General features: G+C 68.4%; 24 protein-coding genes. 11 read left to right on the top strand and 13 right to left on the bottom strand.

Going from position 1 to position 23,878, the window contains the following annotated elements:
* Positions 1–10: 10 nt before the first annotated feature.
* Entirely contained in the window at positions 11–1,366 is a 1,356-nt protein-coding gene (locus tag AC1DEL_RS16835; protein ID WP_477110427.1) for an MmgE/PrpD family protein, read from the bottom strand.
* 386 nt (positions 1,367–1,752) lie between these two features.
* Between AC1DEL_RS16835 and AC1DEL_RS16840 the strand changes: the two genes are divergently transcribed.
* Positions 1,753–2,664, top strand: coding sequence for a LysR family transcriptional regulator (locus AC1DEL_RS16840; RefSeq protein WP_092297444.1), 912 nt, complete (start codon positions 1,753–1,755; stop codon positions 2,662–2,664).
* 135 nt (positions 2,665–2,799) lie between these two features.
* On the top strand, positions 2,800–3,768 hold the full coding sequence (locus AC1DEL_RS16845) for a Bug family tripartite tricarboxylate transporter substrate binding protein (RefSeq protein ID WP_477105658.1): 969 nt from the start codon (positions 2,800–2,802) through the stop codon (positions 3,766–3,768).
* A gap of 9 nt (positions 3,769–3,777) precedes the next feature.
* Here the strand turns inward: AC1DEL_RS16845 and alaC are convergent, their stop codons facing one another.
* The 4 genes from alaC to AC1DEL_RS16865 all read right to left on the bottom strand — a co-directional run bounded on the left by alaC (position 3,778) and on the right by AC1DEL_RS16865 (position 7,091).
* On the bottom strand, positions 3,778–4,992 hold the full coding sequence (alaC, locus tag AC1DEL_RS16850) for an alanine transaminase (protein ID WP_477107950.1): 1,215 nt from the start codon (positions 4,990–4,992) through the stop codon (positions 3,778–3,780).
* A 117-nt stretch (positions 4,993–5,109) separates the two neighbouring features.
* Entirely contained in the window at positions 5,110–5,499 is a 390-nt protein-coding gene (locus tag AC1DEL_RS16855) for a hypothetical protein (protein ID WP_441644264.1), read from the bottom strand.
* A gap of 69 nt (positions 5,500–5,568) precedes the next feature.
* Positions 5,569–6,381 carry a siderophore-interacting protein gene (locus AC1DEL_RS16860; RefSeq protein ID WP_477113409.1) on the bottom strand — a complete coding sequence of 271 codons (813 nt, stop codon included), beginning with the start codon at positions 6,379–6,381 and terminating at the stop codon, positions 5,569–5,571.
* 20 nt (positions 6,382–6,401) lie between these two features.
* On the bottom strand, positions 6,402–7,091 hold the full coding sequence (locus tag AC1DEL_RS16865; protein ID WP_092297198.1) for a PadR family transcriptional regulator: 690 nt from the start codon (positions 7,089–7,091) through the stop codon (positions 6,402–6,404).
* Positions 7,092–7,224: 133 nt separating this feature from the next.
* On the opposite strand from AC1DEL_RS16865, the gene AC1DEL_RS16870 reads away from it, so the two are divergent.
* Together AC1DEL_RS16870 and AC1DEL_RS16875 are read left to right on the top strand one after the other, a co-directional pair.
* Entirely contained in the window at positions 7,225–7,953 is a 729-nt protein-coding gene (locus tag AC1DEL_RS16870; RefSeq protein ID WP_441592899.1) for an SDR family oxidoreductase, read from the top strand.
* Positions 7,954–8,004: 51 nt separating this feature from the next.
* Positions 8,005–8,598, top strand: a complete 594-nt coding sequence (locus AC1DEL_RS16875; protein ID WP_092297192.1) for a 2-hydroxychromene-2-carboxylate isomerase — start codon at positions 8,005–8,007, stop codon at positions 8,596–8,598.
* 21 nt (positions 8,599–8,619) lie between these two features.
* Here AC1DEL_RS16875 and AC1DEL_RS16880 read toward each other — a convergent pair whose 3' ends face one another.
* The 4 genes from AC1DEL_RS16880 to AC1DEL_RS16895 all read right to left on the bottom strand — a co-directional run bounded on the left by AC1DEL_RS16880 (position 8,620) and on the right by AC1DEL_RS16895 (position 12,568).
* On the bottom strand, positions 8,620–10,167 hold the full coding sequence (locus tag AC1DEL_RS16880) for a methyl-accepting chemotaxis protein (protein WP_477126029.1): 1,548 nt from the start codon (positions 10,165–10,167) through the stop codon (positions 8,620–8,622).
* Between the two features lie 120 nt (positions 10,168–10,287).
* Positions 10,288–10,794 (bottom strand): DUF6644 family protein, encoded by a 507-nt coding sequence (locus AC1DEL_RS16885; RefSeq protein ID WP_477126030.1) that lies wholly within the window; start codon positions 10,792–10,794, stop codon positions 10,288–10,290.
* Between the two features lie 6 nt (positions 10,795–10,800).
* Positions 10,801–11,172 carry a DUF6152 family protein gene (locus AC1DEL_RS16890; protein WP_441592897.1) on the bottom strand — a complete coding sequence of 124 codons (372 nt, stop codon included), beginning with the start codon at positions 11,170–11,172 and terminating at the stop codon, positions 10,801–10,803.
* Positions 11,173–11,215: 43 nt separating this feature from the next.
* Complete coding sequence (locus AC1DEL_RS16895) at positions 11,216–12,568, bottom strand: tetratricopeptide repeat protein (protein WP_441592896.1); 1,353 nt, start codon at positions 12,566–12,568, stop codon at positions 11,216–11,218.
* A 106-nt stretch (positions 12,569–12,674) separates the two neighbouring features.
* Here AC1DEL_RS16895 and AC1DEL_RS16900 point away from each other — a divergent pair, with 106 nt between their 5' ends.
* Entirely contained in the window at positions 12,675–13,823 is a 1,149-nt protein-coding gene (locus tag AC1DEL_RS16900; protein WP_477126031.1) for a DSD1 family PLP-dependent enzyme, read from the top strand.
* 9 nt (positions 13,824–13,832) lie between these two features.
* Here the strand turns inward: AC1DEL_RS16900 and AC1DEL_RS16905 are convergent, their stop codons facing one another.
* Complete coding sequence (locus AC1DEL_RS16905; RefSeq protein ID WP_092297174.1) at positions 13,833–14,318, bottom strand: hypothetical protein; 486 nt, start codon at positions 14,316–14,318, stop codon at positions 13,833–13,835.
* Between the two features lie 451 nt (positions 14,319–14,769).
* Between AC1DEL_RS16905 and AC1DEL_RS16910 the strand changes: the two genes are divergently transcribed.
* From AC1DEL_RS16910 to AC1DEL_RS16930, 5 genes are all read left to right on the top strand, one after another.
* Positions 14,770–14,985 carry a hypothetical protein gene (locus AC1DEL_RS16910; protein ID WP_255370894.1) on the top strand — a complete coding sequence of 72 codons (216 nt, stop codon included), beginning with the start codon at positions 14,770–14,772 and terminating at the stop codon, positions 14,983–14,985.
* 53 nt (positions 14,986–15,038) lie between these two features.
* Positions 15,039–17,189, top strand: a complete 2,151-nt coding sequence (locus AC1DEL_RS16915; RefSeq protein WP_441644272.1) for a phosphocholine-specific phospholipase C — start codon at positions 15,039–15,041, stop codon at positions 17,187–17,189.
* Between the two features lie 116 nt (positions 17,190–17,305).
* Positions 17,306–18,220, top strand: a complete 915-nt coding sequence (locus tag AC1DEL_RS16920; protein ID WP_092297168.1) for a LysR substrate-binding domain-containing protein — start codon at positions 17,306–17,308, stop codon at positions 18,218–18,220.
* Positions 18,221–18,303: 83 nt separating this feature from the next.
* A complete protein-coding gene (locus tag AC1DEL_RS16925) occupies positions 18,304–19,335 on the top strand; it encodes a M14 family zinc carboxypeptidase (protein WP_477126032.1) in 1,032 nt (343 codons plus the stop codon).
* Complete coding sequence (locus AC1DEL_RS16930) at positions 19,332–20,078, top strand: alpha/beta fold hydrolase (RefSeq protein ID WP_477126033.1); 747 nt, start codon at positions 19,332–19,334, stop codon at positions 20,076–20,078. Before AC1DEL_RS16925 ends, AC1DEL_RS16930 begins: the two co-directional genes overlap by 4 nt.
* 119 nt (positions 20,079–20,197) lie before the next feature.
* Here AC1DEL_RS16930 and AC1DEL_RS16935 read toward each other — a convergent pair whose 3' ends face one another.
* On the bottom strand, positions 20,198–20,800 hold the full coding sequence (locus AC1DEL_RS16935) for a TetR/AcrR family transcriptional regulator (RefSeq protein WP_092297160.1): 603 nt from the start codon (positions 20,798–20,800) through the stop codon (positions 20,198–20,200).
* A gap of 138 nt (positions 20,801–20,938) precedes the next feature.
* Positions 20,939–21,289, bottom strand: a complete 351-nt coding sequence (locus tag AC1DEL_RS16940; protein ID WP_092297157.1) for a hypothetical protein — start codon at positions 21,287–21,289, stop codon at positions 20,939–20,941.
* A gap of 374 nt (positions 21,290–21,663) precedes the next feature.
* Between AC1DEL_RS16940 and AC1DEL_RS16945 the strand changes: the two genes are divergently transcribed.
* Positions 21,664–22,485, top strand: a complete 822-nt coding sequence (locus tag AC1DEL_RS16945; protein WP_477126034.1) for an alpha/beta hydrolase — start codon at positions 21,664–21,666, stop codon at positions 22,483–22,485.
* A 26-nt stretch (positions 22,486–22,511) separates the two neighbouring features.
* Here AC1DEL_RS16945 and AC1DEL_RS16950 read toward each other — a convergent pair whose 3' ends face one another.
* On the bottom strand, positions 22,512–23,741 hold the full coding sequence (locus AC1DEL_RS16950; RefSeq protein ID WP_441644276.1) for a methyl-accepting chemotaxis protein: 1,230 nt from the start codon (positions 23,739–23,741) through the stop codon (positions 22,512–22,514).
* Between the last annotated feature and the right edge of the window lie 137 nt (positions 23,742–23,878).

A 23,878-nucleotide genomic window follows, 5' to 3' on the forward strand; every position in this document is an offset into this window, starting at 1 on the left:
GGGTTGCGGGTCAGCCGGCGCGCAGCTGGCCGAGGCCGAGCGCCCGCACCGGGCGGTCGCCGAGTTGCCAGAGCGCGTCGAGCAGGCGTGCGGCGGGGCCGGCGCCGATCACGGGCGCGCCGAGTTCCATGAATTTGTCGGTCAGCATGGCGTCGTCGAGCGGCGCCTCGGGGTCGCCCCGGCGGTACGGGGCGAAGTGGGTGTGCCGGCTCCCATCGGCCATCTCGATCTCCACGCGCGCGGCGCGCTGGCGCGGGAAGGCGGCGGTCAGGTCGGCGTCGGCGGTCAGCGTGATGCGGGCCATCAGCGCGCGGATGGCGGGGTCGGCCATGCGCTGGGGCTGGAAGGCATCGAGCCGCACGGCGCCGTGCAAGAGCCCGTGCGCCACCACGTAGGGCAGGCTGAAGCGGGCCTCGAAGGCGGTGGTCGGCTGGAAATTGCCGGTGACGTCGAGCGCCACCTGGTAGGTCGCCACGCGTACGGCGGCGATGCGAGCCGGATCGAGCCCGTGGTCGCGCACGATCTGCATCGCGGCATCGATGGCGGCGAAGGTGTGGCCGCAGCAGCCGTGGTTCTTCTGGGTGATCCGCGTGATATTGAAGTCGGTGCCGAGGCCGGCGGTAACGTCGCGCCAGTCGGGCTTGCCGCACAGCGCGGCGCCAAAACCGGCGTCGCCCTCAAGGATGTCGTGCACGCCGTTCACACCATGCGCGGCGGCCTGGGCTGCCTGCACGCCCACCTGCGCGGCGTGGCCGGCGTGGAGCGCCTTGGTCATGGCATCGGAGCGGAACGCCTGCTGGAGACCGGAGGCGAACGTCGTGGCCGTGGCCATGGCGTCGGCGGCCACGCGTGCATCGCCCGGCGCCGCCAGCAGCGCGCCGGCCGCCGCCGCGCCCAGGCAACCCACCGTGCCGGTGGTGTGGAAGTAGCGATAGTGCGCCGGCTGGATCGCGGCGCCGATGCGCGTGGAGACCTCGTAGCCGGCGATCACGGCGCGCAGGAAATCGGTGCCGCTGGCGTCGGCCTGCTCGGCCAGGGCCAGCGCCGCCGCGATGGTCGGGCAGCCCGGGTGATAGACGGCATCGCGGAAAATGTCGTCGAATTCGGCCGCGTGGGACGCGCTGCCATTGATCCACGCCGCCAGCGCCGGAAACGCCGTGGTGGCGTGGCCGACCACCGTGGACGCGCCCACGCCCAGTTCCGCGCTGTGGGCCCGCACCAGCGGCTGCCCCGGCGCCATCGGCACGCCGGCCAGCAGCGCGGCAAACCAGTCGATGACCGCCCGGCGTGCGTGATGCAGCACCGGAGCGGGCAGCTCCGCCGTGGCGGCACGGCCCACGTAGGCAGCGAATTCGTCTATCAGCATGTGTTGTCTCCTTGTTCCGGGGCGCCTTTCTCCCCTCTCCCTCTGGGAGAGGGGTCGGGGGAGAGGGACGGCGTATCGTCGATGCGATACCGCGCATTCCGCTCCTGCCCTCTCCCCCGGCCCCTCTCCCGCAAGCGGGAGAGGGGAGAAAAGCGGGGCGCCTCAATGCCTCACATGGTAGGGACGCCGCCGGCGCGAGCTTTGACATTTGGAGAACGCTCCCGCGCCGCGCCGTGTATTCCGGGGCGTGCGGGGCCGGTGCATACTCCGCAGGCGCGCCGTGCGCCGATGCCGTGCGATTCCGGGAAAACCCGCATCGCCAGATCCGCCGCCCGGCCGCGCGCCCCGGAACCCTTTCCGTCTGGAGAACGCCCGCGCCCATGGACATGGATATCCCCTCGCTCGCCATCCTGATCGCCGCCGTCGAGGAAAAAAGCCTCTCGCGCGCCGCGGAGCGCGAGAACCTCGTCACTTCCGCCGCCAGCAAGCGCATTGCCGAACTGGAGCGCCGCGCCGGCACCGCCCTGCTGCGCCGCCATGGCCGGGGCGTGGAGCCCACGCCGGCCGGCGCCATGCTCTACCAGCGCGCCAAGGCCATCGTGCGGAGCGTGCAGCTCGCGCAGGATGCGCTGGCGGCCTACTCCACCGACGGCATCGCCAAGATCCGCCTGGCCTCCAACCGTTCCACAGTGCTCCAGTTCCTGCCGACCGACATCAGCGGCTATCTCAAGCACGACCCGGAGGCGCGCATCGACCTGGTGGAGTCCTTCAGCATGGATATTCCGCGCATGGTCTCCAACGGCGACGTGGACATCGGCATCTATCACGCGCGCAGCCCCAGCCCCGGCGTGTACTCGCTGCCGTACCGCAAGGACCGTGTGGGGCTGGTGGTGCCGCGCGGGCATCCGCTGGAGGCCAAGGGCGCGCTGCTGCTGGAAGAGGCGCTCGACTACGACTTTCTCGGCTACTTCCCCCGGCATACCTTCGATGCCTTCCTGACGCTGGTGTCCGGCACCATCTCCCGGCCGCTGACCGTGAAGACGCAGGTGTCGAACTTCGAGGCGCGCTGCCGCATGGTGCGCGAGGGGCTCGGGATCGCCGTGGTGCCCGAGGGCATCGCCCGAAACTATCTGGCGATGATGGGCCTGTCCCTGCTGACGCTGAACGATGCCTGGGCGGTGCGGGATTTCTACGTGTGCGTGCGCGACAAGGACTGCCTGCCGGCGGGCGTGGGACGGCTGCTGGAATACCTGAGCCGGTGCGCGGCGATGGAGCAGCACTTCCAGAAACCGAGGTAGGGGGCATTCCCCCGGGGCGGCCCGATCAGGGTTTTCCGCCATGCGCGCAAAGAACGCTGCGTTGCTCTTTTTTCAAAGCTGGCGGCTGGCGGCTTCCTAACATGGCTGACATAACGACACGATTCGGAGACAGCCATGAACAAGATCCTGCGGCGCACGGCCGCCGGCCTGCTGCTGTGCTGCGCCGCCACGGCGGGCGCCCAGCAACCCTACCCGTCCAAGCCGGTACGCATGGTGGTGGCCTTCACCGCCGGCGGCACCACTGACATCCTGGCGCGCGAAGTCGCCCAGCAGCTTGGCCAGACGCTCGGCCAGAGCGTGGTGGTGGAGAACCGGCCCGGCGCCGGCGGCAATATCGGCACGGACTACGTCGGCCGCAGCGACCCGGACGGCTACACGCTGCTGGCCACCTCGGTCGGCCCGGTGGCGATCAATCCCACGCTCTACCGCAAGCTCAAGGTCAATCCGCAGACCGACCTCGCGGCCGTGGCGCCCATCGCGGACGTGCCGAATGTGCTCGTGGTCAGCCCCACGCTGCCGGTGAAGACCGTGCAGGAGCTGGTGGCCTACGCCAAGGCCCACCCCAACACCCTGAATTTCAGTTCGACGGGGGTGGGTACGGCGGCGCACCTCTCTGGCGTGCTGTTCAACGAACGCACCGGCGTGAAGACCACTCACGTGCCTTACAAAGGCGCCGATGCCCTGAACGACCTGCTGGCCGGCCGCGTGCAGTTCATGTTCGCGACGATTCCGTCGGTGATCTCGCACATCCGCGGCGGCGCGCTGCGTCCGCTGGCGGTGACCTCGCGCAAGCGCTCCGCCGCCCTGCCGGAGATCCCGACCATGGCCGAAGCCGGCGTGCCGAACCTGGTCACCGGTGCGTGGTTCGGGCTGTTCGCCCCCAAGGGCACCCCGAAGGCCATCGTCGCCACGCTCAACAAGGCGGTCAACGATGCACTGAACAAGCCGGAAGTGCGCACGAAGATGTCCCAGCAAGGCGCCGAGGCCATGCAACTGGCCCCGGAAGCCTTCGGCAAATTCGTGCTGGCGGAATACGAACAGTGGAAGCCCGTGGTGATCCAGTCGGGGGCGCGGATCGATTGATTGGCGGGGCTACCCCCCCGCCCCAACCAACCCATCCGCCCGGAACATCGACTTGATGCCCCTCACCGCCTGGCGGATGCGGGATTCATTCTCGATCAGGGCGAAGCGGACGTATTCGTCGCCGTAGTCGCCGAATCCGATGCCCGGCGATACCGATACCTTGGCCTTTGCCAGCAGTTGCTTGGCGAACTCGAGGGAGCCCAGCGCGCGGTAGGGTTCGGGGATGCGGGCCCAGATGTACATCGACGCCTTGGGGATCTCCACCGGCCAGCCGGCTTCGATCAGGCCCTTGGCCAGCACGTCGCGGCGGGACTGGTATTGGGCGGCGATGTCCTTCACGCATTGCTGGTCGCCCTCCAGCGCGGCAATTGCCGCGACCTGGAGCGGCGTGAAGGTGCCGTAGTCGTGGTAGCTCTTGATGCGCGTCAAGGCGGCCACGAGGTCCGGGTTGCCGACCATGAAGCCAATACGCCAKCCCGCCATGTTGTAGCTCTTGGACAGCGTGAAGAACTCCACCGCGATGTCCTTCGCCCCCGGCACCTGCATGATCGACGGGGCCTTCCAGCCGTCGAACACGATGTCGGCGTAGGCCAGGTCGTGGACCACGAAGATGTCGTGCTTGCGCGCCAGCGCGATCACCCGCTCGAAGAAGTCCAGCTCCACGCAGGCCGCCGTCGGGTTCGACGGGAAGCCCAGCACGATCATCTTGGGCTTGGGATAACTGCCCCGGATGGCGCGTTCCAGTTCGGCGAAGAAGTCGATGCCCGGCGACAGCGGCACCGAGCGGATGTCGGCGCCGGCGATCACCGCGCCGTAGATGTGGATCGGGTAGCTCGGGTCCGGCACCAGCACGGTGTCGCCCCGGTCCAGCGTGGCCAGCATCAGGTGGGCGAGGCCCTCCTTCGAGCCGATGGTGACGATCGCCTCCTTGTCCGGATCGATCTCCACGTCATAGCGCTCGCGGTACCAGTGCGAGATGGCGCGGCGCAGCCGGGGGATGCCCTTCGAGGCCGAATAGCCATGCGTGTCCGGCCGCTGCGCGGCATCCACGAGCTTGGCCACGATATGAGGCGGCGTGGCGCCATCGGGGTTGCCCATGCTCATGTCGACGATGTCCTCGCCACGGCGGCGGGCGGCCATCTTGAGCTCGGCGGTGATGTTGAAGACGTACGGGGGAAGGCGATCGATGCGCGCAAAGCGGCGCTTGCCGGAATCGGCAGTCATGGCGGGAGTCCTTTACGTAAGCGCCCGGAACCGTCCGAGCGACGTCGGCGGCCGTTGTCTCGGCCACCGGGAATCGATCTTATCCAGCCTTGCCCGTTTGCACAACGGGCTTTTTTACTACAGCAGCCCGCCGGGCACCTTGGTGGGACGATCCGCCGGCAGGTGCCGGACGATGCAGTCGAGCGCGGCGGCGTTGGCCTTGTCGCCACCCATGGCGCCGGCGATGGAACTCCGGTACTGCGGCACGCTGATGCGCTGGTAGTAGAGCCGCGAGGTCTGGTCGAGCCAGAACACGTAGTCGCTGTCGCTGTCGTCGCCGCCGCTGCGCAGCCACTCGCCCAGCGGGTGCGAGCCGAGGCGCGTATTGGCGCATGCCTTCTGCACCGTATCGAGATAGGTGTTGAAGCCCTTGGCTTCGACGTTGCGCACGGCGTCTGGGGCGCAGGCGGCCACGGTCATCGACACCACAGCAGCAATCGACAGCAAGGTTGGACGCATCAGCGGCATGGCACATCCCGGGCGGTTGGCATGCCGCCAGTGTAGGCGAGGCCCGCCGCCCGGCCAAACCCGACCCGCTTAATCGTCGAGCGTCTCGTGCACCGCCGCGTTGCCACGCTTCCAGTAGGCCGATGCGCGGATGCGGGCCTTGTCCACGCCGCGCTCGCCCACCAGGTGCTGGCGCACGGCGCGCATCGCGGCGCCCTCGCCGGCCGCCCAGACATAGCCCTCGCCATCCGGCAGGTCCACCGATTGCAGCGCCGGCGCCAGCAGACTACCTTCGGGCTGGTCTTCCCGATGCAGCCAGTGCACCTGCCCACGCGGCCCCACGGCCAGCGGGATCTGCGCGGTGGCGCTGGGCACCTCGGCCACCACGATCACCTGGGCATCGGGCCCCAGTTCCTCCACGCGGCGGGCGATGGCCGGCAGCGCCGTGTCATCGCCGATCAGCAGGTGCCAGTCGAATTCAGTCGGAATCACGAACGAGCCGCGCGGGCCGCCCACGCCCAGATACTGCCCCGGCCGGGCCTGCGCCGCCCATGTGGAAGCGGGGCCATCGCCATGGAGCACGAATTCGATGTCCAGCTCGCGCGCCACGGGGTCGTAGCGGCGCGGCGTATAGTCGCGCGCCTGCGGGCGCGGCTGGCCTTCGGGGAACACGATGCCGTCCGGGCCCACCACCGGCAGCACCGGGCGCTCGGCGCCGGGCGCGGGGAAGAACACCTTGATATGGTCGTCGAAGGAGCTGGAGGTGAAATCGGCCAGATCGTCGCCACCGAGCGTCACGCGCAGCAGTTGCGGGGACAGCAGTTGGGTGCGCAGCACCTGGAGCAGGCGCATCTTGAGCGGATGGCGCACGCGCTGGACCGTCAGGTCACGGGAAATCGTCATGGAATACCTTGTATTAGGGTTCAGGGCTGGCCGGCTTCGATCTCGTCGGCGGCGCGGGCCAGGATGGCGGCGATGCGGCGCTGTTCGTCGGCGGAGGCCTCGCTGCGCTGGGTCAGCGCGCGCTTGATGCGCAGGCGCGCCTCGACGAACTCGGGCAGCCAGCCGCCCTGCTCCGGCTCGCGCTGGGGCTCGCCGCTCATGGCGCGGCGCATGAAGTCCATCTTGCGCGCCACGTGGCGCAGCCGGGCGACCATGTGCTCGAGCCGCTCGCGGTTCTCGGCCAGATAGGCGCGGCCCGCATCGGCCAGTTCATAGCGCTTCTTGTTGCCTTCGGTGATGACCGTGGCGTAGCCGAGGTCTTCGAGGAAGGTCAGCGCGGGATAGACCACGCCCGGGCTCGGCTTGTAGAAGCCCCCTGTGCGGGCCTCCAGCGCCTTGATCAGCTCGTAGCCGTGCGACGGCTTTTCCTCGAGCAGCGACAGCAGCAGCAATTGCAGGTCTTCCGCGCTGAACTTGCGGCCCCGGCGCCAGCTATCGCCATCGAAACCATCGCCGCCCTCAAAATCCGGGCCGCCGCCCTGCGACCAGAAACCGCCGCCCCGGCGGGACATGGCGTGCTTGCCGAAGCGGTGGCCGCAGCCGTCGTGGGCGCGGTGATGATGGTGGTCACCGAAGGGAGAACCGAAGGGAAATCCAAAGAGATGTCGCATGCTGCACTCCGTTGCCTGGGTACGAATATATCGTACGACGTATCGTAAGATATATATCGTACGATATAAAGTCAAGCCAAAAGCGATTCTGCCTTTGCTGTCACAATGCGACGCAAACCACGGAGGAGACGCGATGCCTGACAAGAAAGCCATCCTGGTAGTCGGTGCCGGAGACGCCACAGGGGGGGCCATTGCCCGCCGCTTTGCGCGCGAGGGCTATATCGCCTGCGTGACCCGGCGCAGCGCGGACAAGCTCGCGCCACTGGTGGACCAGATCCGCGCCGAAGGCGGCGAGGCCCACGCATTCGGCTGCGACGCCCGCAAGGAAGAAGACACCGTGGCGTTGATCGAGCGCATCGAGCGCGACATCGCCCCGCTGGAAGTGGCCGTGTTCAACATCGGCGCCAACGTCAACTTCCCGATCCTGGAGACCACCTCGCGCGTCTACTTCAAGGTGTGGGAGATGGCCTGCTTCGGCGGCTTCCTGATGGGCCGCGAGGCCGCGCGGGCGATGCTGCCGCGCCAGCGGGGCTCGATCTTCTTCACCGGCGCCACGGCCAGCGTGCGCGGGCGCGATGGGATGTCCGCGTTCGCCGGCGCCAAGCACGCGTTGCGGGCGCTGGCGCAGAGCATGGCGCGCGAACTGGGGCCGCAGGGCATTCACGTGGCGCACCTGATCGTCGATGCCGCCATCGACACCGCCTTTATCCGCGAGACCTTTCCAGACCGCTACGCGGCCAAGGCGCGCGACGGCATCGTCAATCCCGACCACATCGCCGATACCTACTGGATGCTGCACCAGCAGCCGCGCGATGCCTGGACCCACGAGCTGGACATCCGCCCGTGGATCGAGCACTGGTAGCCCCACCCCGCCGCCCCGGACAACCGTCACAAACTACAACGGAGACATGCGATGACCAAGCAGGTGGAGTTCTTCTTCGACTTCGGTAGCCCCTATTCCTACCTGGCGTACAAGGAACTGCCGCGCGTGGCGGCCCGCACCGGTGCCACCATCGTCTGGCGCCCGATGCTGCTGGGCGGCGTGTTCAAGGCGACCGGCAACCACAGCCCGGCCGACATCCCGCTCAAGTCGCAATGGTCGAAGACGGATACCGAGCACTGGGCGCGCCGCTACGACGTGCCGTTCCGCCACAACCCCCATTTCCCGATCAACACGCTGGCGCTGATGCGCGGCGCCATCGGCTACCAGCGCCAGGGCCCGGACGCCTTCGCGCGCTACGTGGACGCGATCTTCCGTGCGATGTGGGAGGACGGCCGCAACCTCAACGATCCGCAGGAGATCGGAAAAGTGCTGGTCGATGCAGGGATGGATCCCCGGCAGGCGCTGGCCATGCTCGATGACCCCGAAGTCAAGGCCGAACTCAAGCGGGTGACGGAGGAAGCCGTGGCGCGCGGCATTTTCGGCGCGCCCAGCTTTATCGTCGATGGGGAGCTGTTCTGGGGCAACGACCGCCTGCTGTTCGTCGAAGAACGGCTGGCGGCGTAATGCCTGCTAATTAATACAGTTTCAAGCCGCCAGACGGAACACCGTCACGGCCGCCGCCAGCTGGTTGGCCTGCGCTTCGAGCGAGTCGGCCGCCGCGGCGGCCTGCTCCACGAGTGCGGCGTTCTGCTGGTTGACCTGCTCCATCTGGGACACCGCCTCGCTGACCTGCGTGATGCCGCTGGACTGCTCCTGCGACGCCGCCGAGATCTCGTTGACGGTGGCCGCCAGCCGCTGCACCGCGCCGACGATCTCGCCGATGGTGTCGCCGGCCTGCTCCACCTGGGTGCTGCCGGCGTCCACGCGTTCCACCGACGAATCGATCAGCGCCTTGATTTCCTTGGCGGCGCCGGCGCTGCGCTGCGCCAGCGCGCGCACCTCGCCCGCCACCACGGCAAAGCCCCGGCCCTGCTCGCCCGCGCGCGCCGCTTCCACGGCGGCATTCAGCGCGAGGATGTTGGTCTGGAAGGCAATGCCGTCGATCACGCCGATGATGTCGACGATCTTCTGCGAACTCGTGTTGATGTCGCTCATGGTCTGCACCACGCCGCGCACCACGTCGCCGCCGCGCTGGGCGAGGTCCGCCGCGTCGCGCGCCAGCGCGCTGGCCCGGGTGGCGCTCTCCGCGTTATTGCCCACGGTGGAGGTCAGTTCCTCCATGCTGGCGGCGGTCTGCTCCAGCGCCGACGACTGTTCCTCGGTGCGCGAGGACAGGTCGGTATTTCCCGCCGCGATCTCGCGCGCGCCGGTGGTCACGGCATCGGAACCCGCGCGCACCTTGCGCACGGTCTCGGTCAGGCCGGCACGCATGCGGGCGAGCGCGTCCAGCAGTTGCCCAATCTCGTTGCGGCCAGCCGGCGGCACGGTCATGGTCAGGTCGCCATCGGCCACGCGCATGATCAGTTGGCAGGCGGCGTTGAGCGGCGCCACCACCAGCCGGCGCAGCGCTACGTGCACCGCCACGATCAGCAACACCGACGCCACCAGGCCAATCCCCACCAGCACCAGCACGCGCTGGAAGCGGTTGCGGCCCGTAGCCACGGCCTCGTCGTTATGCTGTTCGGCGAATTTCTGGAAGCGCTCCACGCCGGCCGAGTACTTCCCGCCGGAAGCGGTGATGTCCTTGTCGTTGATCGCCGCGTAGGCCGCCGGATCATTGTTGCGCAGCGCCTCGAGCGCGCGCTGGACGGCATCCATATGGGCACGGCCGGCGCCGATGATCTCGTCGCGCGCGCCGGCTTCCAGGCCCTCGATGGGCGCGGCCTTCTCGAAGGCGTTCAGCTCATCGGCGGATTTGCGCATCGACTTCTCGGCGCTGGCGATGGCGTCGGCGTTCACCGCGCCGGACTCCTTGGCGGAGCTGTACGCGCGGGTCAGGGCCGAGCGCGCGCGCGTCATGTCCTTATAGGCGTCGTTGATCAGCAGCGCGCGCGTGGCCACCACGTGAATGCGCTCGGAAGCGCCGCTTGCTGCACGTAGCTCGGTCACGCCCAGCGCGGCGCCAAACAGGATCATCAGTCCGAAGACCACCAGGGTGGCCAGCAGGCCATGGCGAATACTGAGGTTATTCATGGGGCAGGTTGTTCGTTGGATCGATGGAGTACCGATCAGGCTTAACGACCCACCCCCTTAAACCTTGAGCGACGCCTGCACGCCATTTGCGTTACATCAAATTGCGAGGTTGCAAACCGCTCAGACGTAGGCGATCAGCCGGCCCGCGCAGATCACCAGCCCCCAGGTCAGCAGCGACACCATGGCACAGGCGCGCGCCCCCGTGGGCGGCGGCCGGCCGATGTCCCAACTCGCGCCGGAAGGCGCGGCATGCAACTGCCGGTAAGGCCCCTGATGGAACCAGAGCGCGTTGGCCAGCCCGAGCCCGATCAGCACGATCTTGATCAGGAAGGCGCGATTGACGATCAGTTCATCGGCATGCGCCAGGAACAGCAGCGCCCCGCTGGCCACCACGGCGAGAAAGCCCGCCACCGAGGCCGGCAGCGCATGGCGCAGCAGCGTGGTGACCGGCAACTGGCGCCCCAGCCCGGCCAGCCGCAGGTCCACCACGACGATGGACCCGAACAGCAGCGCCATGCCGGCCAGATGCACGATCTCGATGATCGGATACGCCCAGGACGACGCCCGCAGCGCCACCGAGAGCGGCCACGCGGCGAGCGTGGCGCCCCACTCGCCAAGTGCCTCCATCGGCACTCAGCGCAGTTCCACGGTCTGGCCGCCGTCGAGCGTGATGCGCTCCACGCGCATCTCGTCGGCCTTTTCCTTGCTCTGGTAGCCGACCATGGTCACCTGCTTGCCCACGGCCACCTTCTCCTGCGTGGCGCCCCGCGACTCCATGCGCGACACCGGCGCCAGCACGGCGAACCAGCGCTTGCCCTCCGCATCCACGCGGATCGTGGCGTGCGGGTTCTCGTAGTGGCTCTCCACCACCTTGCCGGTCACGGTCAGCGGCTTGGTCTGGTCATAGGTGGACCAGCCATGATGGGCGATGGCCGGCAGGCTGGCCATCGCGAGCAGGACGGCGGCGAGGCGCAGGGGCTTCGAGCGGAACGTCGGTAGATGCATGGTGACCTCCAGGGTGACTACGGGTAGATACAGGGTGGATGGATCAGTGCAGCGTCGAACTGGCTGCCTGCGCCTGCGACGTCCGCCGTGCGCGGCCGGCCAGCGCGGCGAGGCTCGGGTTCATCGGCTTCAGCGCGGCACGCTCGGCCACCAGCGCGGCGGCGAGGTTGGCGTGGCGGCCGCGCAGGGCCGCTTCGATCAGGGTCAGCGCGAAGACGTCGCGCTGGGCATGGCTGCCGCCGAAGCGATGGGTGAGAATGCGCACCGGCATCAGCAGCGTCACCGTGGCGGCATAGTCGCCGCGCGCGAAGGCGATCATCGCGTCGGCCACGGGCAGGCCCACGTCGCGCGACATCATCGCATTGGTGCCCTGCCCGATCGCCGCGCCCGCCATGGCCGCGCGGATCTCGGCCACGGCGTCTTCGCGGCCCGCGCCCAGGCACGCCATGATGGCGTGCACATCGTTGAAGGCGTAGTAGCCGGCGGCGCCGCGCGTGTACCAGTCGTCGGCCAGCGCGGCCCAGCGCGCGCCCGCGTCCACACCGCGCAGGTGCAGGCGCCACAGCAGCGCGGCACCATCGACCAGATCGAGCGCAATGGCCGGCGCGGGCCGGTTGAGGTGCGCGTCGTAGAGCGCCAGTACCTCGTCGTAGCGCTCCTGCTCGAGCAGGAACAGGGCCAGATGCCACCAGTTATGTACCGCCAGCATGTTGTCTTCGGACCAGTCCGATACGCGCGTGTGCAGCCAGGCCGCGCCATCGTCCAGCCGGCCCTGCATCTCCATCACATGCGCCACGGCGTGGATCGCCCACGGATCGCGCGGGTTCAGCGCCACCGCCTCGCGGCCACGCGCCTCGGCGTCTTCATAGCGATTGGATTCCTCGAGCCCGAAGGCATGCATGCCGAGCAGGTAGCCGTAGCCGGGCACATCCTTATCCCAATGGGGCAGTACCTGCGCGATGCGGTCGCGCAGCATCGACGACTGGCCGAGCAGGAAATCGCCCAGATGAGCCACCTGCACGGCGAGGATGTCGCGCGGATAGTCGATGGCGATGTCGCCGTAGGCCTGCACCGACTCGGCGAACCGCCCATCCAGCCAGGCGCGCGCGGCGGCCAGATGGCGGCGCTCGCGCGGGTTGGCGCGGTCGCCCAATGCCTCGCCTGCCTCCACGCTCTCGCGCAGCAGCGGCACGGCGGTGCCGTCGCCCGAGGTCACCATCAGCGCGGCGCGCAGCGCGTGGCCCATGGCGAAGTCGGGGTGTTCGGCCAGGGCGGCATCGACCGCCGCGAGTGGATCGCCGTAGTAGCCATGCAGAAGCGCCAGCCCGGTCTCGTAGTGCGCGAGCGCTTCGGGATGATCAGATGTGACCTCCAGGCCTCTTGCATCATGTGCCATGGCGCCCTCCCGGTTTGGGTCCGCATCGGCGCGGACTTCCTCATCGTAGTGGAATCGCGCGTGCTACGCTTCCGCTCCGGCCCCATTCATCACATCTTCGCTGCTCATGCCCCTGCCTTTCGATTTGCCGCCCGCCGCCACCCCTGGCCAGTCCGTCGATGCCATCGACACACCGTCCCTGATCGTCGACCTCGACCCCTTCACGCGCAACGTGGCGCGGATGCAGGACGCCGCCGACCGCGCCGGCGTGAAGCTGCGCCCGCACGCCAAGGCGCACAAGTGCCCCGAGATTGCGCTGGCGCAGATCGCGCGCGGCGCGGTGGGCATCTGCTGCCAGAAGGTCAGCGAGGCCGTGCCCTTCGTGGCGGCCGGCGTGACGGACATCCATATCAGTAACGAGATTGCGTCGCCGGCCAAGGCGGCGCTGCTGGCCGAGTTGGCCCGCCATGCGCGCCTCAGCGTGTGTGTGGACGATGCATCACAAATTGACGCCCTGGCGGTAGCCACCGTAGCCGCCGGCACACAGCTCGATGTCTTCATCGAGATCGATGTCGGCCAGGGCCGCTGCGGCGTGGCCGATGCCCCGGCGGCCATCGCGCTGGCGGAAAGAATCGCCGCCCAGCCCCGCCTGTCCCTGCGCGGTTTGCAGGCGTACCACGGCGGTATCCAGCATCTGCGCGACTGGGCGGCCCGCCGCGACGCCGCCGCGCAAGCTGCCGAACGCACCGGCGCCGTGCTGGCGAAGCTGGCGGCAGCGGGCGTGCAGTGCGAGGTGGTAACGGGGGGCGGCAGCGGCAGCGTGGAGTTCGACCTCGGCAGCGGCGTCTACACCGAGATCCAGCCGGGCTCGTACGTGTTCATGGATGCCGACTACGGCAGCAACGCCTATCCCGGTGCGCTGCGCTTCGAACACAGCCTGTTTATCGCCACGACGGTGATGAGCGTGGCCGCCGGCGACCGCGTCATCCTCGATGCAGGGCTGAAGTCGATGGCGGTGGATTCGGGGTTGCCGTGGATCTGGGCCGATGGCGCGGCGTCCGAGGCGCTGGAGTACGTGGCGGCGAACGACGAGCATGGCATCGTCAAACCCCGCCAGGCGGGCAACGTCGCCGCCCTGCCGGCGCTGGGCAGCCGCGTGCTGCTGGTGCCGGGTCATTGCGACCCGACCCTCAATCTCTACGATGCACTGGTGACGGTGCGCGGCGGCGTGGTGGAAGCGGTGTGGCCGGTGGCCGCGCGCGGCTTCAGCCGCTGACGGGGTGAGCTAGGCGAGCTGGGCGGCCAGCTCGTTGAGATCGGCCGTGGTCCATTCGCGGCCGGTCCACGCCTCGAAGCGCAGTTCGGACAGTGGAATCTCGGTCAGCGTGCCGATCCAGTCGGTGGGCGCGGCGCCGCAGCGCAGGCCGGCGGCGACCATCGCCATGGCATCGGGCACTTCGATATCGGCCACGCGCGTGACCGTCGGCCACGGCAGCAGGCGCGAGTCATTGGCGGCGATGCCAAACCGGTAGAGCCCAAAGCGCGCATGCAGGGCAGCCCGCGAGAGCGCGTGACGCGCCTCGCTCAGGCCATCGTCCTGGGTGGCGGATGGATCCCATTGCTGATTGCGCGAAAACCAGAGGATGTCGTGCTCGCCCGGACGCGCGGGACGGCCGTGGGCCATCGCGGGCCGCAGCCGTCCCGACCGCGCAATTGCGGCCAGTGGCGTACCCACGGTGTAATGCCAGACGTAACGTGATTCGGTGTTCATGTACCGCTCCTGCAAGCCCTTCCGCATTGCAGAATGGGGGCGGAAAGCCTTGCTAACAAGCAAGGTCATGCCACGTTGCAAGTGCAACAAAAATGCGTTTGTGGGGGGCTATCCAATGTGCCGGTCCTGCAGCCCGGTCTGGGCAAGGATCTTCCCGAGTCCGGCAGTCTGACAGGTAAACGGGATTCGGGGGCAAATTGGAGGAAACCTTCCAAACACCTTAGCACAGGACTTGGTGCGACGCAGCAACTGACGCCGTCAAATGTGCGTCAGGCGCCCTTTGGGGCCAAATCCGCGAATGTCCGTATCAGGATTCTTGGGGCATATGTCACCGCCGGGACAAGGCGGGACCGTACGCTGCGAAGCGCATCGCGAGCCACGCGAACGACGCGAGCAACGCATAGGGCGCTTGACGGCCCCCGTCCCTCCCCACCGCAAGAGAATCCAGACCATGCACGACATCCGCACCCTTGCACGCCTTGCCCACGTGCGGCCACCCAAAGCCCCGCGCCCCCTGGCCGGGCTGGCCGCCGCCCTGCTGCTCTGCGCGGCGCTGACCGCCTGTGGCGGCGACGACACCCCGCCCACCCCCGGACAACCGGGCGGCGGCACCCCGACCCAGCCGGGCGAGCCCACGGTCAAGCCCCAGATGAAGTGCGCGCCCTGAAGCGCCGCGATCCCACCTCCTCGAATCCAGAACCGCTCAGGGCAGAACTCGACATGAACTCCAGCAGCCGACGCAATTTTCTCAAGATGGCAGGCGGCAGTGCCGCCGCAACCGCCGCGCTCGCCGCGTTTCCGCCGGCTATTCGCCGCGCACTGGCCATTCCGGCCAACAACGTCAACAAGTCGATCCAGGACGTGCAGTACGTGGTGATCCTGATGCAGGAAAACCGCTCGTTCGACAACTACTTCGGCACCTTCAAGGGCGTGCGGGGCTTCGGTGACCGCTTCCCGATCCCGCTGCCGGGCGGCCGCAACGTCTTCCAGCAGACCTACGCCAGCGGCAACACCAACCGCGTGGTGCTGCCGTACCACCTGGACAGCACCGCCGGCAACGCCCAGCGCGTGAGCGGCACCCCGCACAGCCAGCCGGACGGCCAGGCCGCCTGGGACCTGGGCCGCATGAGCGCCTGGCCGACCTCCAAGCAGCGCCAGTCGATGGGTTACTACAAGCAGAAGGAGGTGGAATTCCAGTTCGCGCTGGCCGACGCCTTCACGCTGTGCGATGCCTACCACTGCAGCTTCCACGGCGGCACCAACACCAACCGCCTGTTCCACTGGACCGGCACCAACGACCCGTTCGGCCAGAAGGGCGGCCCGGTGATCGACAACAGCGGCGACTCGCTCGACGCCACCGGCATCAACTACACCTGGACGACCTACCCGGAACGCCTGCAGACCGCCGGCGTGACCTGGAAGGTCTACCAGAACATGCCGGACAACTTCACCGACAACCCGCTGGCCGGCTTCGCCCAGTACCGCGCCGCCAACGCCGCGCTCGGCAACGCGGCCAACGGTGCGCCCTACCCGGCCTACACGGCGGCCAACGACACCGTGAACCCGCTGTTCAAAGGCATCGCCAACACCATGCCGGACGGCGGCTTCCTGCAGGCGCTGCGCGACGACATCGCCGCCGGCACGCTGCCGCAGGTATCGTGGATCGTGGCACCGGCCACGTACTCGGAGCACCCGGGGCCGTCGAGTCCGGTCCAGGGCGCCTGGTACACCCAGGAGGTGCTCAACGCGCTGACGGCCAACCCGGACATCTGGAGCAAGACCGTCCTGCTGATCAATTTCGACGAAAACGACGGTTTCTTCGACCACGTGCCGCCGCCCTGCGCGCCGGCGCTGGATGCGGCGGGCAAGCCCGTCGGCGCTACCACGATGGACGCCGCCACCGAGTACTACAGCGTGGACAAGACCCCGTTCGGCCCCGGTCCGCGCGTGCCGATGTACGTGGTGTCGCCGTGGAGCCGTGGCGGCTGGGTCAACTCGCAGGCGTTCGACCACACCTCGGTGCTGCGCTTCCTCGAGCAGCGATTCGGCGTGCAGGAGACCAACATCAGCCCCTATCGCCGCGCGGTGATGGGCGACATGATGACTGCGTTCGACTTCATCAACCCGAACGGCACCACGTCGATCTCCTTCACGGGCCTCGACAAGACCGGCGCGGACGCCCAGCGCACCCAGCAGGAAGCGCTGGCGCAGATTCCCACCCCGACCGTGGCGGCGCAGACCATGCCGACGCAGGCCAGCGGCACGCGGCCCTCGCGCGCGCTGCCGTACACGCTGCACACCAGCGGGCTGGAAGATCCGGTCAACCGCGCCATGGTCCTCAAGTTCCGCAATGACGGCACGCAGGCCGCAGTGTTCCATGTGTACGATCGCCTGCACCTGGGCAGCGTGCCGCGCCGCTATGCGGTGGAGGCGGGCAAGGGCATCGACGCCACCTGGGATGTCTACGCCACCGACAGCGGCCGCTATGACCTCTGGGTACTTGGCCCGAATGGCTACCATCGCGCCTTTATCGGCGACGTGAGCGCCCAGAAGGAAGCCGGCGGCGGCGCCGCGCCGGAGATCCGCGTGTGCTACGAGGAATCCGACGAGCCCAAGGTCTGGCTGACGCTGATCAACCGCGGCACGACGGCCTGTACGTTCACGGTGGTGCCCAACGCCTACCGCACGGACGGCCCGTGGACCTTCGAGCTGCCCGCCGGCAAGGAACTCGACCAGCCCTTCCCGGTGAAGTCGCAGGGCAACTGGTATGACTTCACGGTGACCACCCAGCAGGGCGGCTTCTCGCGCCGCTTTGCCGGCCGCCTGGAGAACGGCACCCACACGGTGTCCGATCCGGCGATGGGGAGCTAAACCCGCGTCCGGCGTTCTCCCCTCTCCCTTTGGGGAGGGGGGAACGCCGTCATACTCACCACTGTCACATTGACGGGCTAGGCTCGCGGGTTCGTCCTGAACTCGATGGGAGCCCCATGCTTGGCGATCTGCTGATGACGTTCTATGAAGTGGCGCGACAAGGCAGCATCACGAGCGCGGCCCGGCAGCTGCGCCTCAGCCAGCCCACCGTCACCGGCCGCATCCGCCAGCTGGAAGTGCTCTACGGCGTGGAACTGTTCCACCGCCGCGCCAGCCGGCTCGACCTCAGCGACGTCGGCGTGGCCCTCATGCCGCTGGCCGAGCAGATGATGCAGCAGGAGGGCGAGGCCGATTTCCTGCTCCGCAACGCCGGCAACCTGCGGCTGGGCAGCCTGCGGATTGGCGCCACTGGCCCCTATTACATCCTGCGCAGCGTGGCTGCGTTCCGGGAGCGCTACCCGGCCGTGGCGATCAGCATCGAGATCGGCAATTCCCGGCAGATGCTCGACGCGCTGTTCGAATACCGGATCGATGCCGCGGTGTCGTCGCACGCGGTGGACGACGACCGGCTCTCCCGCGTCATGCTCGCCGCCGACCCGATGGTGCTGGTCGCCCATCCGCTCCACCCGCTGGCGCGCCGTCCGCGCGTGGAGGTGGCCGAACTGGCCACCTGCCACCTGATCGTGCGCGAACAAGGGTCGATGACTCGCGAGGCCACCGAGGCGGCGCTGGGCGCGGTGGGCATCGACCTCCCGCCCCATACCGTGATCGGCAGCCGCGAAGCCATCTGCGAGGCGATCCGGCACAACCTCGGCGCCAGCGTGATGCCCGTGGGCGAGGTGCCGCGCGACCCCGCGCTCTGCGTGGTGCCCTTCGCCAGCCAGGCGCCGGTCATCCACGAATATCTCTACAGCCTCAAGATCCGCAGCGGGACACGGCTGGTGCGCGCGCTGCTGGACTGCCTGGTCCTGCCGGGCAGCGCGGCGCAACGGCATTGCGAGGTTCTGCAACCTGCACCTATATTGAACTGAGTTGACCTGAGTTGACTGAGTTGACCTGAGTTGACCTGAGCCTCACGCCCCCACCGCACCGCCCCCAAGGACCCCCTCCGCCGATGACCGACCCGGGCCGCCCCAGCTTTCCCGAGTACGACCAGTTGCTGACGCTGCTGGAATTGGGCGCTCCGTGGTTCCGGTCGCGCGTGGCGTGCGAGGTAACCGTGGACGGCCGCTCATTTGGGGTCCATGTGGCGGCGCTGGGCACGGACGCGCCCGACGCGCCGGCCATCGGCATCTTCGGCGGCATTCACGGGCTCGAGCGCATCGGCACTCAGTTGGTGCTGGACTACATGCGCTCGCTGCTGTGCCGCCTGCAATGGGACGAACTGCTCCACCGCGAGCTACAGGCCGTGAAGCTGGTCTTCATGCCGATCGTCAACCCCGGCGGCATGTACGCGGCCACGCGCGCCAATCCCCGGGGTGTGGACCTGATGCGCAACGCGCCGCAGAACGCCGATGCGCGCGTGCCCTTCCTGGCCGGCGGGCAGCGCCTCGGCGCCTGGCTGCCGTGGTATCGCGGCCGCGCCGGCGCGCCGATGGAGCCCGAGGCTGCCGCGCTGCTGCGCGTGGTGGAGGACGAACTGCTGGGCCGGCCGCTCAGTTTCGCGGTGGATTGCCATTCCGGCTATGGCTGGCGCGACAGCATCTGGTTCCCCTACGCGCGCACCCACGCGCCGATGGCGCACCTGCCCGAGATGTACCTGCTCAAGACCATGTTCGAGCAGGCCCACCCGCACCACGGCTACGCCTTCGAACCCCAGAGCCATCAGTACCTGCTGCACGGCGACCTGTGGGACTACGCCTACGACCGCGCGCCGGCGGGCACGTTGTTCCTGCCGATGACGCTGGAGCTGGGCTCGTGGCTGTGGATCAAGAAGAATCCCCGCCAGCTTTTCTCGCGCGCGGGCATTTTCAATCCGATCAAGGCCCACCGCACGGCGCGCGTGCTGCGCCGGCATGTGAGCCTGTTCGATTTCCTCGGGCGCACCGCCTTCGCCCCGGAGCGATGGCTGCCCCAGGGCGACCATCGACAGCAGTTGCTGGCGCAGGCAAGCGCGCACTGGCAAGACCGGAAACCGGCACCATGAACCCGTGGATCTTCCTGCGCGGCCTCACCCGCGAATCGCGGCACTGGGGCGACCTGCCGGCGCTATGGACCGCTCGCGGCCTGGGCCACCCGTCCCTGATCGACCTGCCCGGCAACGGCACCGCCCGCCACGCGCTGGTGCCCGCCGACGTGCGCGGCATCATGGAAGCCGTACGCGCCACGGCCCGCGCCGACGGGGTGGCCGCGCCATGCCGCATCCTGGCGATGTCGCTCGGCGCCATGGTCGCCACCGAATGGGCCCAAAGCTACCCCGGGGAAGTGGCCGGACTGGTGCTGATCAACACGAGCATGCGTCCCTTCAGCACCATGCCGCAGCGCCTGCGCCCCCAGAACTGGGCCGCGCTCATCGGCATGGCCAACCACTGGCACGACCGCGCCCGCTGCGAGCGCACGGTCCACCGGCTGACCTGCGAACGGATGGACACCCGCGACGCCGACCTGGCGGAGTGGGTCACCATCGGCCAATCCGCCCCGGTCATCCGCGCGGCGGCCCTCCGCCAACTGCTGGCCGCCGCCCGCTACCGGGCAACCCCCTCCGCCCCGCCCTGCCCCACGCTGATCCTCTCCTCGGACGCCGACCGTCTGGTCAACCCGATCTGCTCGACCCGCATCGCGGCGGCCTGGCAGGCGCAGCACCTCCGCCACCCGTGGGCGGGACATGACCTGCCGCATGACGATGGGGGGTGGTTGTGCGCGATGGTCGAGAAGAACGGTCCTCTTTGATCTGCTGCCGGGACACGGCGTCGAGGCGCGTTGCCTGTTCGGGTGCAATTCCCAGTTCGAGAAACAAAAACCGCCGGAGGCCTTGCGGCCATCCGGCGGTTTTTTATGCAGCGACTACGTCAGGCGCAGGTCTTGCCGAGCAGTGCGGCGGCGCGTTTGTTGCACAGGGCGCCGAGCAGGGTTTCGGCGGCGGCTTCGAGGCGCTCCTGCGTGCCGAACAGGCGCGCGGCGATCAGGCCGCTTTGGAGCGCGCCATACAGTACTTGCGCGAGCATTTCGGGCGGCACGGGGTACAAGGTCTCGCGCTGCTCCTGGCCACGTTCGAGCAGCTTGGCGAGCCAGGCCTCGTTGATGTGATAGAAATCCTTGAGCACCTTGTGCACGGGCTCGGGCAGGGACAGCACCTCGGTGGAGAGCATGCCGGCCAGGCAGATCTGGTCAGATCCGCAGGTGGCGCGCAGCGGCTCCAGGTACTGGCGGGCCTGTTCCAGCACCGGCAGTTCGGGGTCGATATTGCGCAGGCGCTCGACGATGCGCGCGCTGTATTCCTTCACCGCTTCCAGGACGAGGTCGTCCTTGGACGGAAAGTAATAGTGGATGCTGGAGGTCTTGACCCCCACCAGCTCGGCCAGATCGCGGTAACTGAAGCCATTGAAACCACGGCGGCGAATCAGTACCAGCGTGTGTTCGAGCAGCTGCTCACGGACGGGTTGGGTTTTCATGGGGCAAAGTTTATCTACACGCAGATAGATACTCAACCGGGATTACCCCGATGTCAACGTCAGGAAGGCCGGCACCCTTTTGGGGCGCCGGCCGGTACCGCTTGCCGCGATCCGCGGCGGGGCGATGGTAGAAATGGTTTAAGCGGTTTCGACAGCCGAATCATCCGCGCGGCCCGGTTCGGCGGAGACGCCGGTGCGGTCGCGGCCGGCCACGGTGTGGGTGCCGTCGGTGTACGGGTCGAACTTGCCGGCGCGGGCGCCATCGGAGAACGGGCTGCGCTGATCATTCACGCGGGCGCCGTCCACGAACGGGTTGCGGGGGCGATGTACGTCGCGGGCACCGTCGCTGTACGGGCTGCGTGCGTCGTTCACGCGGTAGCCGTAACCGTAGGCTTCACCGGTCTGGTTGCTGGCGGGAGCGGCCTGGGCAGCGCCCGTGACGAAGGCGGCGGCGAGAGCGGCGGCACTGAGGATGGTCTTGGCGTTCATGGTGAAGCTCCTTGTATTGGCTGCGTTTGCCGGGGCTACCTTCCGATGCTATCTACCACTAGATAGATATTTTGGCTCTGGAAGGCCCCGTTCGAGGTCTTGCTCAGACCACCGCTTGGTTTGTGCGGCGAGTCCATGGGTTGGATAATATCTACTGGTAGATAGACAAGCAAGGCGAATCTGGGGATCGCGCCGAAAACTTATTTATGAGGCCGATAGCCTGTCTCTCTTGCGGCCGGCGCCCCGGCCCATCGGGTGCTAGGCTTATCACATCCCCCGCGCCCCGGCCCGCCATGTCTGCCCCGCTGCCCACTCCGCCCGCTGCTGGCTCCCGTCCCCTGAAACGCTGGGTTGCCGGCGTGGCTGGCGTCGCAGTGGCCGCAAGTCTAGGCCGCTGGCTGGTCTTCCGGATGATGGAACGTGACGCTTTCGTCACCATCCCGATCGGGGATGTCACCCCCGACCACCTCGGCGTGCCGTCCCGCCAGTACACCTTCGCCAGCGGGGATCGCACGCTGCACGCCTCATTCGTCGCCGCGCCCGATCCGAGCGGCCCGGCGCTGTGCGTGTTTCACGGCGATTCCGAATCCCTGACCGACTGGGCGCCGGTCCAGGCCATGCTCCACGCGGCCGGCATCGGCTCCTTCGTGTTCGATTACAGCGGCTATGGCGCGAGTACCGGGCGGCCCTCGGTGCGCAACCTGCGTCAGGACGCGCTGGCCGGCTACCTCCAGTTCATCGCCGCCACGCCGGCTGCGGCGCGGCGCCACGTGATGGGCTATTCGCTGGGAAGTGGGATTCTGCTCGATGTGATTGGCCGGCTGCGGCCCAGCCCGGACGGCGCCGTGATTGGCGCCGGTTTCCGCTCCGCGCGTGCGGCGGCGGTGGTCACGGGGCGGGTGCCCGCGTGGCTGGCGTGGATGCTGCCGGAGCCGTGGAACAACGCCGCGCGCATCCGCAAGCTGCGCATGCCGCTGCTGCTGATCCACAGCCGGCAGGACCAGACCATCCCGTTCAGCCATGGCGAATATCTGGCGCAGATGGCGCGCGCGCCGAGCCGGCTCGAGATCTTCGAGGACCTGCCCCACAACGCCGCCATCGAACCTGCGCACGCGCAGGCGTTCTGGGCGCCGGTGATCGCCTATCTCCAGAGCGGCGACCTGGGCGTCGCCGCCGCGCCGGACATCGCCCCTTAGATATTAGGTATCAGATATGAGTAAAGTCAGGCGCGCGCCAGCCTGGCCTGGACGCCCAGCGCCTGGCGTGCCGCCGGCCGGACCGGCTCGTCGTCGAGCTTGAACTCGCCCACCACATGCTGGAGTTGCTGGGCCTGCTCGGCCAGCGCCGCAGACGCCGCGGCGGCCTCTTCCACCAGCGCGGCGTTCTGCTGCGTCACCTCGTCCATCTGCGCCACCGCCTCGTTGACCTGCTCGATGCCGCCGCTCTGGTGCTCGGAGGCCTCGGCGATCTCGCCCAGGATCTGGGTCACATGCCGCACCGACTGGACGATTTCCGCCATGGTCTGACCGGCCTGCCCCACCAGCGACGAGCCCGACTCCACCTGCCGCGCCGAATCGTTGATCAGCACGTTGATTTCCTTGGCCGCCGCCGCGCTGCGCTGGGCCAGCGTGCGCACCTCGCCCGCCACCACGGCGAAGCCGCGCCCCTGCTCACCCGCGCGTGCCGCTTCCACGGCGGCGTTCAGCGCCAGGATATTGGTCTGGAAGGCGATGCCCTCGATCACGGCGATGATGTCCGTCACCTTGCGGGAGCTGGCGCTGATGGCCTGCATGGTCTCCACGACATTGCCGACGATGGCGCCGCCGCGCTCGGCCACGCCAGACGCGGACGCCGCCAGCCCGTTGGCCGTGCGTGCGCGCTCGGTGTTCTGCTTCACCATGGCGGTCAGCTCGCTCATGCTGGATGCCGTTTCCTCGAGCGTGGCGGCCTGTTCCTCGGTGCGCTGGGACAGATCGGTATTGCCAGCGGCAATCTGGTGCGACGCCGACGAGATCGAATCGCTGGACGCCTTGATGCGCGTGACCAGGTCCGTCAGCATGTCCTCCATCTCGCCCAGCCCGCCCAGCAGGCGGCCGAAATCGCCGCCCCGCTCGGTCTCGAATTCCTTGCTGAGGTCGCCCGCCGCCACGGTTTCGGCGATGAACTCGGCCTCCTTGAGCGGGATCTCGATGGCGCGCGTCAGGCGGAACCAGCACACCACGCTAGCCAGCAGCACGGCGCCGCCCAGGCCCCAAATCCAGGTGCGGGTGTTGTCCTCGTTCGGGGGCACAGCCTGAGCCGTGGCGGCGGGCTTGTCCGGCGCGGCCGCCGCGCGCTGCTCCAGCTCGCCAATGCGCCCGAGCGCCAGTGTCATCATGACCGCCACCAACAGCACGACCACGCCAAACGCCGCGCCCAGCCGCGTGCGCATACTCAAGTTGTCCCAAGCCATGATGCCGTCCGCTCCTCGTAGTGCCCCGCTGTTCGTCGTTGCGTGTCGGGGCTATCGATGGGCTAACGGCCAGTCGGGTCCGGGACTTTAGGCCGGGCATGCCCCACGGAAGGGGGATGTGGCGCAAGGGTGGCTTT

This window comes from Cupriavidus sp. 10L43_2, from assembly GCF_056395265.1.